Source organism: Actinoplanes sp. NPDC051851 (assembly GCF_040681165.1).
Classification (GTDB): Bacteria; Actinomycetota; Actinomycetes; order Mycobacteriales; family Micromonosporaceae; genus Actinoplanes.
Window position 1 is genome coordinate 136,574 of record NZ_JBFAYF010000007.1, and the last position, 13,293, is coordinate 149,866.

At 70.1% G+C, this 13,293-nt stretch carries 10 protein-coding genes; 7 read left to right on the plus strand and 3 right to left on the minus strand.

Annotated elements, in window-relative coordinates; all coding sequences use genetic code 11:
• Positions 1 to 60: 60 nt before the first annotated feature.
• The gene (locus AB0M08_RS09895; protein ID WP_364491058.1) at positions 61 to 648 is read right to left on the minus strand and encodes a TetR/AcrR family transcriptional regulator; all 588 of its coding nucleotides are present in this window, start codon (positions 646 to 648) and stop codon (positions 61 to 63) included.
• Positions 649 to 800: 152 nt separating this feature from the next.
• On the opposite strand from AB0M08_RS09895, the gene AB0M08_RS09900 reads away from it, so the two are divergent.
• Positions 801 to 1,604, plus strand: coding sequence for a class I SAM-dependent methyltransferase (locus AB0M08_RS09900; protein WP_364491060.1), 804 nt, complete (start codon positions 801 to 803; stop codon positions 1,602 to 1,604).
• A gap of 77 nt (positions 1,605 to 1,681) precedes the next feature.
• Here AB0M08_RS09900 and AB0M08_RS09905 read toward each other — a convergent pair whose 3' ends face one another.
• Positions 1,682 to 3,391 (minus strand): copper resistance protein CopC, encoded by a 1,710-nt coding sequence (locus AB0M08_RS09905; protein WP_364491062.1) that lies wholly within the window; start codon positions 3,389 to 3,391, stop codon positions 1,682 to 1,684.
• A gap of 112 nt (positions 3,392 to 3,503) precedes the next feature.
• Here AB0M08_RS09905 and pgm point away from each other — a divergent pair, with 112 nt between their 5' ends.
• The 5 genes from pgm to AB0M08_RS09930 all read left to right on the plus strand — a co-directional run bounded on the left by pgm (position 3,504) and on the right by AB0M08_RS09930 (position 10,587).
• Positions 3,504 to 5,129 carry a phosphoglucomutase (alpha-D-glucose-1,6-bisphosphate-dependent) gene (gene pgm / locus AB0M08_RS09910; RefSeq protein WP_364491064.1) on the plus strand — a complete coding sequence of 542 codons (1,626 nt, stop codon included), beginning with the start codon at positions 3,504 to 3,506 and terminating at the stop codon, positions 5,127 to 5,129.
• 279 nt (positions 5,130 to 5,408) lie between these two features.
• On the plus strand, positions 5,409 to 7,697 hold the full coding sequence (locus AB0M08_RS09915) for a bifunctional diguanylate cyclase/phosphodiesterase (RefSeq protein WP_364491066.1): 2,289 nt from the start codon (positions 5,409 to 5,411) through the stop codon (positions 7,695 to 7,697).
• Between the two features lie 49 nt (positions 7,698 to 7,746).
• The gene (locus AB0M08_RS09920) at positions 7,747 to 9,510 is read left to right on the plus strand and encodes a cellulase family glycosylhydrolase (protein ID WP_364491068.1); all 1,764 of its coding nucleotides are present in this window, start codon (positions 7,747 to 7,749) and stop codon (positions 9,508 to 9,510) included.
• 66 nt (positions 9,511 to 9,576) lie between these two features.
• A complete protein-coding gene (locus AB0M08_RS09925) occupies positions 9,577 to 10,068 on the plus strand; it encodes a hypothetical protein (protein ID WP_364491070.1) in 492 nt (163 codons plus the stop codon).
• 147 nt (positions 10,069 to 10,215) lie between these two features.
• The gene (locus AB0M08_RS09930) at positions 10,216 to 10,587 is read left to right on the plus strand and encodes a hypothetical protein (protein WP_364491072.1); all 372 of its coding nucleotides are present in this window, start codon (positions 10,216 to 10,218) and stop codon (positions 10,585 to 10,587) included.
• Positions 10,588 to 10,649: 62 nt separating this feature from the next.
• On the opposite strand, the gene AB0M08_RS09935 is transcribed toward AB0M08_RS09930, so the two are convergent.
• The gene (locus tag AB0M08_RS09935; protein ID WP_364491074.1) at positions 10,650 to 11,309 is read right to left on the minus strand and encodes a hypothetical protein; all 660 of its coding nucleotides are present in this window, start codon (positions 11,307 to 11,309) and stop codon (positions 10,650 to 10,652) included.
• Between the two features lie 199 nt (positions 11,310 to 11,508).
• Between AB0M08_RS09935 and AB0M08_RS09940 the strand changes: the two genes are divergently transcribed.
• Positions 11,509 to 13,272 carry a hypothetical protein gene (locus tag AB0M08_RS09940; RefSeq protein ID WP_364491076.1) on the plus strand — a complete coding sequence of 588 codons (1,764 nt, stop codon included), beginning with the start codon at positions 11,509 to 11,511 and terminating at the stop codon, positions 13,270 to 13,272.
• The last annotated feature ends 21 nt before the right edge of the window (positions 13,273 to 13,293 follow it).

Below are 13,293 nucleotides of genomic sequence, written 5' to 3' on the forward strand. Positions count from 1 at the left end.
GGGCGTGTGGGTGGGTCGGGGCGTGTGGGTGGCTCGGGCGCGTGGGCGCTCTGGGTGTGGTCAGGGGAGGGCGGAGGAGAGGGCGGCGGTGACCGCGCGGTGGACGCGGGCGGTGTCCGGGGGTGGGCCGGTGCGGTCGGCGAAGAGGAGGTGGGCGGTGCCGATCAGCATGGCGGCCAGGGAGTCGACCTCGGCGGCAGGGGAGATGCGGCCCAGGTCGCGTTCGGCGGCGAGGTACGCGGCGATGATCTGGGCGGCCTCGGTGAGCACCGGGATGCCGGCCGGCCAGTCGTGGCGCAGGCGGGCGCGGAGCTCGTCGCGGAAGGTGATCAGGGCGACGATGGCGACGGCGACCGAGCCGAAGAGGGCGGTCAGCGCCTCGGTGATGTTGCCGGTCACGGTGCCGGTGCCGGCGGCGTCGCGCAGGGCGGCCGCGTGGGGGTCCATCCGGTCGGCGCGGTCCAGTACGTACTCGGCGAGGAACGCGTCGAAGTCGGTGAAGTAGCGGTGCAGGACACCCTTGGCGACGCCCGCCTCGACGGTGACCGCGCGGCTGGTCAGCGCGCTCGGGCCCGAGCCCAGCAGGATCCGGTCGGCCGCGTCGAACAACTGCTGCCGCGCGTCGCGGATGGCCACCCCTGTCGGCACCGGCGCCCCTTCTCGTCCGTCGCGAACCCGAGCCCGACGGCCCGAGCCTGTCGGCCCGAACCCGAGCCCGATGGCCTGAGCCTGTCGGCCCGAAGCTTTCGGCCCGAACCTACCGGGTCGACGAGTGGGCGAGTGCCCATTAGAGTGGGCGGATGCCCACTAACGAGTTCGAGACACAGCCCCATCAGCTGCGTGCGGTGGCCGAGTCGTTCGGCGTGGATCCGGAGCGGTACGACCGTGCTCGTCCGCCGTACCCGAAAGCTCTGATCGAACGTCTTGTGGCGAACGGTCCCGAGGTGCTCGACGTGGGGTGCGGGACGGGGATCGAGGCCCGGCAGTTCCAGGCTGCCGGGTGCACGGTCCTGGGGGTCGAACCGGATGCGCGGATGGCCGATTTCGCCCGGCGCGCCGGGGTCGCCGTCGAGGTCGGCACCATCGAGGGGTGGGAGTCGCGGGGGCGGATGTTCGACCTGGTCGTGGCGGGTACGGCCTGGCACTGGGTGGATCCGGTGGCGGGTGCCGCGAAGGCCGCGTCGGTGCTCCGGGCGGGTGGGCGGCTCGCACCGTTCTGGCACGTCTTCCAGGTGCCGGAGGAGTTGCGGGAGCCGCTGGCCACGGTCTTCCGGACGGTGCTGCCGCAGCTCCCGCCGGCGATGGCGGAGAACGCGGGCGGTACCGGGCTCGCCGGGTACCAGCCGCTGCTCGACCGGGCCGCCGACGGGATGCACGCGGCGGGCGCGTTCGGCGAGGTCGAGCAGTGGGAGTACGCGTGGGAGCGTGTCTACACCCGCGACGAGTGGCTCGACCTGCTCCCGACGTCCGGCGGGCTGACCCGGCTGCCCCCGCCGAAGGTCGCCGAACTGCTGGCCGCGCTCGGCGTCCTCCTCGACGAGATGGGCGGCTCGTTCACGATGTCGTACACCTCGGTCGTGGTCACCGCCGTACGCCTCGGCTGACCGGTTCGGTGGGTGTTCGGGGGTGGCTCAGGGCCGTCGGGACACCCCTGAGGGCCAGCCGGGACGGTGACCGGTGGTCAGGAGGTGACCTTGACGGTGGTCTTGACCGTGGCGCGGTTCAGGTCGTCGACGCGGATGGTGAACGCGACCTCGTAGGTGCCGGGGAGCGGGAAGGTGACCGAGCCCAGCGCGTGGTTGGCCGGGGTCAGGCCGAGCAGTGGCTCCGTGACCGGCTCCAGGTCCTGGTCGAGCAGGCGGGTGGAGACCTGCCACTCGGCCGGCGGGAGCGGGTTGCCCTCCGGGGTGTAGAGGAAGGCGTGCACCGTGTTGTACTCGCCCAGCTCGACCGGGTAGATGTTGAACTGCAGCGTGTAGAGCGGGCAGGTCAGGGTCTCCGAGACACCGTTGCCGGTGACCGCCCCGTCGTCCACGGCGGCGCTGCGGCCCGGGTTGACCTGCACCAGCACGGCGCTCAGCGCGAGGATCACGACGGTGGCGGCGACCTCGATTCCCACCGTACGCCGTAGACCCGCACCGGACCGTGCCGCGCGCACCATCCGGCGGGCCAGCGCGGCGGCCCCGAGGACCAGCACCAGGATGCCGACCTTGGCGAGCAGGAGGCGGCCGTACCCGGTGCCCAAGAGTGAGCTCACCGAGCCGACCTCGATCACGGCCTGGATGACGCCGCCGAAGACCAGCCAGACGACGGCCAGCGCGGCCCAGCGGGACCAGACCGGGAGCAGCACGCCGAGGATCCGCCGGTCGGTGCCGCGCAGCAGGAACACGGTCAGCGTGATCAGCCCGCCCAGCCAGACGGACATGGCGGCGATGTGCACCACGTCGACGGCGATGCTGACGGCGGGGATCGGGGCGGCGCTGGCGTGCCCGATCAGCGGCCAGGTCGTCATCCCGGCGATCGCGAGCAGGAGGACGAGACCGGTCCGCACCCGTGCCCCGATCGGCGATCGCGCGGGAGGCGGCATATCGGATATTTCTGTTCGGGGAGATTCGGCGACGGTGGAGAGCGGGGCGGAAGCGGCGGCGGAGACGATCAGGGCCGGGCGGCGGGTGCGGAGTAGCGGTGGGAGCAGGAAGGCCAGGAGGGCGACGATGGCCAGGCGGGCGATGAGGATCAGGCCGAAACGGGAGGACGCCACCTCGCCGAGCTCACCTGCCGAGACCTGCCAGAGGGCGGCGCCGCTGCCCTGCTGGGCCTGCGTGCCGAGGGCGCCGAGGGCGGCCACCGCGATCAGGGACAGGCCGATGCGGATGGCGCGGATCGGGCCGGTGCGGGAGCGGCGGCGGGGCCAGAGGTACGCGAGGAAGAGTGCGGGACCGACGGTCAGCGTCAGGCCGGCGTACCCCAGGAAACGGAAGGTGGGGACCGCGGCCCGGACCGACGGGTGGGTTCCGGTGGTCGTCGCGGCCGAAGGGCGCGCGGAGGGTGCGCCGACCGAGAAGGTGACGGCGCCGCCGACCGGGTGGCTGTCGGCCGAGATGACGCGGTAGCTGACCAGGTACGTGCCGAGCGGGTGGGTGGCCTTGCGGACCGGGATGTGCAGGATCGAGCCGCGCGCGGTGGCCAGCCCGGAGATCCGCTCGCCGTCGGGGGCGATCACCTGGATGCGGCCGGTGACCGGGGTGATCGACTCGCTGAAGGTGACGGTGACCTCGGTGGGCGAGGTGCCGATGACGCTGCCCGGCGAGGGGACCGCGCCGACCGTCGCGGCGTGGGCGAGGGCCGGACTCGCCGGGGCGAGGATGACTCCCATCAGGATCAGGAGCATCAGGAGTACGCGTGGAGGGAGCCCGGTCACACCGGAGTGTTCGGATGGGGGAGCGGAAAGGTTCAACGAGCTGCTCTCGATACGATCCGGGGTACACCCCGAGGAGGCCGTTATGACCGTTCATCCCCGTGCCGGCCTGCCTGCCGAGCCGGCCGACCTGATCGACGTGCCGCGGGTGGTGAGCCGGTATTACACCACGCACCCCGATCCGGCGTCGCCCGAGCAGCGGGTCGCCTTCGGCACGTCCGGCCACCGCGGCTCCAGCCTGCGGGCCGCCTTCAACGAGGACCACATCGCGGCGACCAGCCAGGCGATCGTGGAGTACCGCCGTGACCAGGGCGTCTCCGGGCCGCTCTTCCTGGGCCGGGACACCCACGCGCTGAGCGAGCCGGCCGCCGTCACCGCGCTGGAGGTCTTCGCGGCCAACGACGTGACCGTGCTGGTGGACAGCCGGGACCGGTATGTCCCGACTCCCGCGCTTTCACATGCGATTCTGGCCTACAACGCGAAGAACGCGGTCAAAGCCGACGGGGTCGTGGTGACGCCGTCGCACAATCCGCCGGATGACGGTGGGTTCAAGTACAACCCGCCGAACGGTGGCCCGGCCGACACCGACGCCACGAAGTGGATCCAGGACCGGGCGAACGAGCTGCTCGCCGCGGGCCTCAAGGGCGTCCGCCGCGCCAACCTGAAGGACAGATCAGAAAAATACGATTACCTGGGTACGTACGTCGACGACCTTCCCGCCGTGATCGACATCGACGCGATCCGGAACGCCGGGGTGCGGATCGGGGCGGACCCGCTCGGCGGCGCCAGCGTCGACTACTGGGGCGAGATCGCGTCGCGGCACGGGCTGGACCTGACCGTGGTCAACCCCACCGTCGACGCCCGGTTCGGGTTCATGACCCTGGACTGGGACGGCAAGATCAGGATGGACTGCTCGTCGCCGTACGCGATGGCCTCGCTGATCGCGCAGAAGGACCGCTTCCAGATCGCCACCGGCAACGACGCCGACGCCGACCGGCACGGCATCGTCACCCCGGACGGCGGGCTGATGAACCCGAACCACTACCTCGCGGTCGCCATCGACTACCTGTTCCGCAACCGCACCGGCTGGCCCGGCGGGACCGGCATCGGCAAGACCCTGGTCTCCTCCTCGATGATCGACCGGGTCGCCGCCGACCTGGGCCGCCGCCTCGACGAGGTGCCGGTCGGCTTCAAGTGGTTCGTGCCGGGTCTGCTGGACGCGTCGATCGGGTTCGGCGGCGAGGAGAGCGCGGGCGCGTCGTTCCTGCGCCGCGACGGCGGGGTGTGGAGCACGGACAAGGACGGGATCCTGCTGGACCTGCTCGCCTCCGAGATCATCGCGGTCACCGGCCGGACCCCGAGCGAGCACTACCGGGAGCTGACCGGGCGGTTCGGGGACCCGGCGTACGCCCGGATCGACGCACCGGCGACCCGCGAGGAGAAGGCGATCCTGGGGAAGCTCTCGCCGGAGCAGGTGACCGCGAAGGAACTCGCCGGTGAGGCGATCACCGCGGTGTTGACCAGCGCGCCCGGCAACGGCGCGGCGATCGGTGGGCTGAAGGTGGTGACCGAGAACGGGTGGTTCGCCGCCCGGCCGTCCGGCACCGAGGACGTCTACAAGATCTACGCCGAGTCGTTCCGGGGCCGGGAGCACCTCGCCGCGATCCAGGAGGAGGCCCGCGCGGTGGTCTCCGCCGCCCTGCGGGGCTGAGCCGTGCCGCGGGCCGGGGCGTCGCGCTCCGGCCCGTGCGGCTCCGGCCCGTGCGGCTCCGGCCCGTGCGGCTCCGGCCCGTGCGGCTCCGGCCCGTGCGGCTCCGGCCCGTGCGAGGGCGGGACGGAAAACGCGGCCGGGCAGCGGGAAAACGCGGCTTCCGGCACGGGGCCGTGCGTCCGCTCGGGTGCGGAACGGGTTCCGCTCAGGTTCGGGCGGGCGCGGCCGACAGGAAGTCCGCAAGGAAGGACCGCCTGTCGCGAGGAGCCGAAGCCGCCCGTGAGCACAACCGCTACCGCACGCCCCGGCGGGCTCGTGCCCGCCCTGGTGGCGGTGGCCGCGACGCTCGCCACCGGGGTCTGGGTCGCGATCGGCGCCCCGGGCAGCCTGCACCTCGGGTTCGTCGCCGGTCCGGTCTCGATGGCGGCCGCGATCTTCGGCTGTCAGCGCCTCGGCCGCCTGATCGTGCTGCCACGGCCGGTCCGCTCGTTCTGGAAACGCCTCCAGCAGGCTGCGATGGCGCTCTTCGCGGCCGCCGTGGTGGCTCTCGTGAACGCCAACAACGACGCCGGGCTCTCGCCGTACGTGGGAATGCCCTTGATGTTGGGTGTTCTGTTGATCATGGTGTCCTTCGTGCACCTGCCGGTCGTGAAGCGGACCCCGGTGGGCTGGGTCCGGGCGCTGCTGGACGGCGCGACGGTCGCCGTGGCCAGCGCGCTGATCTTCTGGTACGCCGTCCTCGACCTCGCCCCCGACGGAACCTCGCTCACCAAGCGTGTCGCCGCCGCGGTCGTCGGTGTCGGCGGGGTACTGCTGCTCGTGGTGATCGGCAAGGCCGCCGCCTCGACCAGGACCACGGTCGACCCGATCGCCCTGCGGTTCCTGACTCTCGCCCCGCTCTCCGCGATCGCCGGCACCGTGCTGCTGATCGCCGGCACCGACCGCGGCCGTCTCGCCCTCGCCGTGCTGGCCATCCCGATGACCGGGGTCTCGCTGGCCGGCGCGGCCTACCTCCAGCGGCGGGCCCTCGCCGCGCCGCGGAAGGCGCCCGAGCACCGCGGCCGCTCGATCTTCAACCTGCTGCCGTTCCTGGCCACCACCGCCACCGCCGGTCTGGTGATCAGCGTCAGCGCCCAGGAGATGAGCGCCCGCGAGCGTACGGTGGTGATCGGGGCCGTGCTGATCGCCGGTTTCGTGGTGGTCCGCCAGCTGCTCAGCCTCCGGGAGAACACCCTGGCGCTGCGCGGCATCCGGCAGCAGCAGGCCGAACTGGAACGGCTGGCGCTCTCCGACACGCTGACCGGCCTGCCCAACCGCACCCGGTTCGGCGTCGCGCTCGGCGAGCGGCTCGACGCGCGCCAGCCGGCCAGTGCCCTGCTGATCGACGTCGACGACTTCAAGATGATCAACGACACGCTCGGCCCGGCCGCCGGGGACCAGCTGCTCTACCAGGTCGCGCAGCGGCTCCGGCAGCACTGTCCGGCCGGCGAGCTGCCCGCCCGGCTCGGCGGCGACGAGTTCGCGGTGCTGCTCCCGGTCGACGACCCGGCCGCCGCCGAGGCCGCCGCCACCCGGCTCTTCGCCGCGCTCGCCGAGCCGTTCCGGGTCGCCGAGCAGCAGCTGCTCGTGCACGCCAGCGCCGGCATCGCGGTCGCGGAGACCGGCGAGACCGCCGACGAGGTGCAGCGCAACGCGGACATCGCGATGTACGCGGCCAAGGCGGCGGGCAAGGCGTCCTGGGTCCGGTTCGAGTCCCGGATGCGGCAGGACATGGTGCAGCACGCCCGGATCGCCAGCGAACTGCACAACGCGATCATCCGGGGTGAGCTGCGCCTGGTGTACCAGCCGGTGTTCGACCTGCGTACCGGCCTGCTGCACGGGGCCGAGGCGCTGGTCCGCTGGCAGCACCCGGTGCGCGGTTTCGTCTCGCCCGGCGACTTCATCCCGGTGGCCGAGCGCTCCGGGCTGATCGTGCCGCTCGGTGCCTGGGTGCTGCGTGAGGCGTGTGAGCAGCTGGCCCGCTGGCGGTCCGCGTACGGCGACGGGGCGATCGAGGCGATCAACGTCAACGTGGCCGTACGCCAGCTGCGCGAGGCCGGATTCGTCGACGAGGTCGCGGCAGTGCTGAGTGAGACCGGTCTGACCTCGCGGAACCTGATCCTGGAGGTGACCGAGTCGTCGGTGGTCGACGGCTGGCAGGTGCGCGAGACGTTGCAGGCGCTGCACGCGATGGGGGTGAAGCTGGCGCTGGACGACTTCGGTACCGGGCAGTCCTCGCTGAGCCTGCTGCGGGCGTTCCCGGTCGACGTGCTCAAGCTGGACAAGTCGTTCGTCGACGGGATCGCCGACGGCGCGGACCGGGGGCGTCTCGCGGTCGCCGCGGCCGTCGCCCAGCTCGCGGAGTACCTGGAGCTCAAGGCGGTCGCCGAGGGGATCGAGAGCCGGGAGCAGTACGACCGGCTGCGCGACATGGGCTACCGGTACGGCCAGGGCTACTACATGGCCAAGCCGCTCAGCGCCGACGACTGCGGGAAGCTGATGGCCGCCGCGCCGGTGCGTGCCGCCTGACGCGTATTCGGGCGCTTCACAACTTTTAAAAATTCATTAACTTCTATACATGGCGCTAGTCCGAGCGTTTTTCGTGTTCGTGCTCCTGGGGATCGCGGTCGCCGTGCCGCAGCCCGCTCTCGCCGCCGGCCTGCCCGCGGGGTTCACCGACTCCTACGGCCGAGAGCTCACCCTCCGTGGTTTCAACGTGTCCGGCAGCACCAAGCTCCACGAGAGTGGCCTGCTGCCGTTCCACAGCACCGCCGACGCCGCCGCCTCCGCCGCGCTGATGCGCGAGCAGACCGGCGCGAACGCGATCCGCTTCCTGATCAGCTGGGAGGGCGTCGAGCCCACCCGGGGCGTGATCGACACGGCGTACCTGGCCAAGGCGGCCGCACAGATCAAGCAGTTCACCGACCGCGGCATCAAGGTCCTGATCGACTACCACCAGGACCTCTACTCGTCCTACATCTTCAACACCGGCAGCTGGTACACCGGGGACGGCGCCCCGAAGTGGGTGTACGACCTCGGCGACTACCCCACCGAGTCGTGCGGGATCTGCCTGCTCTGGGGCCAGAACATGCTGACCAACAACGCCGTTCGGGAGCCCGCGTACGACTTCTGGCACAACACGTACACCGTCCAGGACCTCTATCTCGCCCAGGCGAAGTCGGCGCTGACCTACTTCGCGGCGAACCTGCCGATGGACATGATGCTCGGCGTCGACCCGTTCAACGAGCCGTTCGACGGCGGCCTCGACGGCGCGGCCGGCACCACCTGGGAACAGAACTACCTGGTGCCGTTCTACACGAAGTTCCGCACGGTGATGGACAACGCCGGTTGGTCCGCGCGCCCGCTCTACGCCGAGCCGCTGGTCTTCTGGAACACCACGTTCGGTGAGGCGGGCGGCCTGTCCACGATCTCCGCGCTCGGCACCCGCTACGTCTTCAACAGCCACTACTACGACGGCGCCCGGATCACGATCGACCCGACCGCGGCCGGCGACGGCACGTACTCGTCGGCGATGAGCCGCATCCGGGACCGGGCCGTCGCGCTCGGCACGACCGGTTTCGTCTCCGAGTTCGGCAACGCGATGTCCAGCTCCCGCACGCCGTGGATGGTCCGCGCCATGTACCAGGGCCTCGACTCGCGGCTCTCCGGCGCGAACTTCTGGAACAGCGCGGCCTCCTCGGGGGTGGTGCTCTCCGGCACCCAGTGGCACTGGGACATCTACAGCGGACAGCACGCCGAGCTGATGAACTTCAACCCGAACAAGGTGCAGACCACCGGGGACGCCTGGAACGGCGAGGACCACTCGGTGATCGCGTCGGGGGCGTTGCGCCTGGACCGCCGGGTGCTCGACCGCCTCTATCCGTCGGCGGTCGCGGGTAAGACCCTTGCTTTCGCGTACGAGGACCTGGCGCGCGACGGTTTCGCCGGAGCCGGCACCCAGAAGGCGTGGCTGACCGTCCCGTCCAAGCTGTCGACGATCTCCTCGCTGGTCTCCGGCCGCCAGTACGGCGTCCTGGTCTGGCGCGACTCCGGGATCACCGCCCCGACCGAACTGCACCTGCCGGGCGCCTTCCTGCCCGCTCGCACCACGGTCGTCAGCGACCTGGGCGCGCTCTCCGGCGTCCCTTCCACGGGCACCATCGCCGCGACGACGGAGTCCGGCGCCACCACCGCCCAGCGCCTCCAGCTGACCACGACGACAACGGGCACCGTGCACGTCGCCCTGATCGTCAACACCTCCGACGTCGCCTCGATCCCCGCCGCGACCCTGACCGCCGCCCGCACCGAGCTGTCGACCTGGTCGTCCGGCATCACCTGGTAGAACGTGGCCAGGGTCGCGCCGAGTCCGCCGGCGCGGCCCTTGCCGCGGTTCCCCACTGTCCCGGTCATGGGACGTCATTCCGGGCCACCGGCGCGGTTCGTGCTGCGGGAGGCGGTGCGGCTGGACGCCGGTGAGTGGCTGCTCGTGGTCGTCGGGCTGGTCCTGCTGGCCGGGGGTGGGCTGCTGCTCCGGAGCGAGTTCCGGGGCGAGGAGCGGGCGCTCGCCGGGACTTGTGTCGCGGCCGAGGTGGGCGAGACGGGCGCGTGGCACGGCAGGGGTCTCGGTGGGACCGCGGAGATCGTCTACACCCTCGGCGGCGTGCGGCACGCCGGGACGCTGCACGTCGACCGGCGGGACGCGGTCACGGCCGGGGCGACGGTGCCGATCTGCGTGTCGGCGGAGGACACCGCGGTCTGGGTGGCGCGCGTGGAGGGCTGGAACGGGGTGTCCGCCACGCTCTGGTGGTGGGGCGACGGTGGCGTCGTCGGCCTGGTCCTCGGTGCGGTCGCTCTCGGTAACTTTTTCGCCCGGCATCCGTGGCGAACTCCCGTGGAGTGACTCTGCGTATTGATAGCGATCGCCGGTCGCGTCGGTGGAGTGCGTGTCCTTGCTGCTCAGTGCCGCATCGCGGGATCTGCTTCCGATTCGCAAGATCATCTCAACTACACTCCCCGTGACCATTGTTTGATCACGGGGAGGAGAGACATGGGAGTGACGCGGAGGATAGCGGCGGTTGTCGTGGCGAGCGGGGTGCTGGTCGGTGGGTTCGCGGCGCCGGCGATGGCGAACTCGTCGACCTCGTGTACGGCGCTGCCGTACGTGGTGATCGGGAACCGGACCTGCAAGACCGGGATCCTGTACTCGAACGCCGCCCACGATCTGCGGATCATCGCGCGCTCGGACGTCTTCGGCTGCACCGAGTCGCCCTGGTCGGTCTGGGACGTCGACACCGGCCGTACCGTCGCGTCCGGCAAGAGCGTGCCGAAGAACGTCGTCATCCACGGGCTCTACGGCCGGTACCGCGGCCGCCTGAACCAGGCCTGCTACAAGGACACCCTCCAGCTCCGGGACTACTGATCCCGGTGGGGACGGGCCCGGTGCTTGGCGAGGGGGGAGCACCGGGCCTGTTCTCCTACCGGTCAGTGAGACGTCGGGCTGCTTTTCGCCTGTCCCCAAGCCACGTCGAAGACACGAAGGCAGAAGTCATACATCGGACTCGGTTGCTGGAAGACGACGCACGGCGAATTGCGGCCGTGTTCCCGAGCCGAGTACACGGTCAGGTAGGCGACCCGATCGGTGGCGATCACCCGGGCGAGATGGGGGAAGTCGTAAAGCCTGACCTCGACATCGGGACGCCCGGCCACATGGGCCCGAAGATAGTCGAGGTTGGCATCGATCTGTCGGCCGAGGAGCCCGGCGCGGAATGCGTGATCATGCTCGCTGACCTCGTGCTCACGCTGGTCCAGCCATGTTCCGGTGCCGCTGGTCGACGGATCGGGAAGCAGGACCCGCACCGGCACGTTTCCGGAATGCCGTTGCCAAAGACCCGCGAAGCTGTCACGGGTCAGCTCGTTCCCTCTGCTGGTGAAGGCGCATACCCACTTCGCCTTCCGCAGATCAGCGATCAGCGCGGAGTTCGCCATCGACTGGCTGGGGTACGTCTGCAACACTCCGGCGCCTGTCCACCGGGACAACCAGCTGATCAGACGGCTGCGAAGCCGCTGAGAGCCGGACCAGGCGGCCCCGGCGACCAGAAGGCTCGCTGCCAAGGAACTGAGCACTCCCCAGAGGAATTCCACGAACTCTCCCTCCCGCGTTCCCTTATTGTCAACGGCTATGCAAGACGCCTGGCCTGCTGGCGCGAGGATGAGCTTGACGCTACGGGAATGTCGTTTGTGGGCTGCGGCTCTTCCACGGACCCGGGATACCCGGCGTGCCCTGTTCGGCATTCGTCCGCGGGGTGTCGGTGTTTGTCGTTCCGGGCCCTCGCTTGCTGTGATGATCTATCTGGCGGCCGGTGAAGGTCGACTGGTCGGCCGGTCGGCCGACGCTTTCGTGGTGATCGAACCCCCGATCGCCCGGAAGACGGAATGGGCCAGAGCGATGAAGTGTCTGCCGCTGCGGGTTCGGTTGCTCAGCCGGGTCGCTCGGGCCTGGGAGTACTTCTTGCCTTGGGGTTCACTCCTGATCGCTGTGATCATTGGAGTCCCCATGGCCTTGGCCGGCCGGGGGTGGGCACTCATCGCGACGGCGCTCATTCTGTGCGGCATGGTGCCGGGCATCGCCGACCTGCTCGTGGGGGTCGTCCGGACGACGTGGTCGCTGGGAACGTGGTTGAGGACCGGACCGTCCGATGCCGAGATCATCGGCGCGGAAATGCGCGGCTATCACTGGACGATCAATCTGCTCCATGCCACCGAGCCGGCGGCTGCGGACCGTATGGCTGTGGAGGCGTTCGAGCGTTCTGCTGCCTTGACGGCCGGTTTGCTTCCGGCCGACGCTGCCTTCGGGTCCGGACTTCTCGCGTTCCGGGCTGCCCACGTCACCGATCCTCAGGCCAGGAATGCGCTGGGAACACTGGAATCGGTCACTCCGTATGAGGGAACCGACTGGTTCCTCGTCGGTGTGCGAGGACGCTGGCAACGGCCTCCCGACCGTGCCGCAGTCCGGCCATTGGGTGGACTCCGGCTTATGGTCGTTGCCACGGTGATGTGTCTGGCCGCGACCGCGCAGGTCGTCGCCCTCCAGGAGCGTGGGGTCTGCCCGGACACCGACTGCGGCGATAGGCCGGTGACCTTCCAGCGGGCCCTGATCTGGACGTTGGAGCACCTCGTCTTCCGGTTTCAGGGTCCGGCGACGTGGCAGTCACAGGTATTGGGTGGGTTGGCTCTGGTCGCGACCTTCGTGATGGCCAGAAGCGCGGTCGCCGCGGTCTCCCAGCGTGTTCGGTATCAGCAGGCCCGGAGGAAGCTCATGGAGAACAATATCGCGCGGATGGCCGCGGAACCGACCGTGGCGATCCTGGTCGTCAATGAGATCGAACGTGACGCTGTCGTGGAGGCCTTCTGCTCGCGTTCGCCCGGTCTCGTGCCGAAAACCGTCTCGCTGGGAAAGCACGCCGTGCACCTGTTGGGTTCGTTCGGCGGAGCGCGCATCGTCTTGGCGCAGAGTGAACAGGCGACCATCGGCGCTGGGGCGATGCCGAGGACCGCCGACAACCTGATCAACAAGGTGAAGCCCACGTTCGTGGTACTCACCGGCGTTTGCTATGGGCTCAAGTCTCGAGAGATCGATGGAGGAACCCAGGAGATCGGTGACATCGTCGTCTCGACGCAGATGCATGCCGCCGACCATCGGAAGGTTACGACGCTGGCCGACGGATCTCGTCATGAGATCGGTCGTGGCCCGCGTCCGGAACCGGCGAGCGGTCTGCTCAGCCACGCCAGGGCCTTAACCCGTGGCAGGCCCAAGCCTCCTGAGGTGCACTTCGGCCCCGTGCTGTCGAGTAACACCCTGCTCAACAACCGGGAGGAACGTGAGCGGCTCTGTGCCCATCACGAGGAGGCAGTGGGCGGCGAGATGGAGTTGGCAGGACTGCACGCGGTAGCCGCGGAGGCCAAGTGTGACTGGATCTTGATCAAGGGTATTTCCGACTGGGGAGTTCAGAAAGCAGACGGTGACCAGCCCTTGGCCGCCCGGAACGCGGCGGAGTTCGTCGCCGACCTGATTGCCCAGATCCAGCCCGGTGAACCCGGCGACTGACGCGGTGACGATGCTCCCCTC

What these genes read in the sequence shown, in the direction of transcription:
- AB0M08_RS09900 (WP_364491060.1), top strand. Translation starts at nt 801, where the DNA reads ATGCCCACTAACGAGTTCGAGACACAGCCCCATCAGCTGCGTGCGGTG.
- AB0M08_RS09905 (WP_364491062.1), bottom strand. Translation starts at nt 3,391, where the DNA reads ATGCTCCTGATCCTGATGGGAGTCATCCTCGCCCCGGCGAGTCCGGCC.
- pgm (WP_364491064.1), top strand. Translation starts at nt 3,504, where the DNA reads ATGACCGTTCATCCCCGTGCCGGCCTGCCTGCCGAGCCGGCCGACCTG.
- AB0M08_RS09920 (WP_364491068.1), top strand. Translation starts at nt 7,747, where the DNA reads ATGGCGCTAGTCCGAGCGTTTTTCGTGTTCGTGCTCCTGGGGATCGCG.
- AB0M08_RS09925 (WP_364491070.1), top strand. Translation starts at nt 9,577, where the DNA reads ATGGGACGTCATTCCGGGCCACCGGCGCGGTTCGTGCTGCGGGAGGCG.
- AB0M08_RS09930 (WP_364491072.1), top strand. Translation starts at nt 10,216, where the DNA reads ATGGGAGTGACGCGGAGGATAGCGGCGGTTGTCGTGGCGAGCGGGGTG.
- AB0M08_RS09940 (WP_364491076.1), top strand. Translation starts at nt 11,509, where the DNA reads ATGATCTATCTGGCGGCCGGTGAAGGTCGACTGGTCGGCCGGTCGGCC.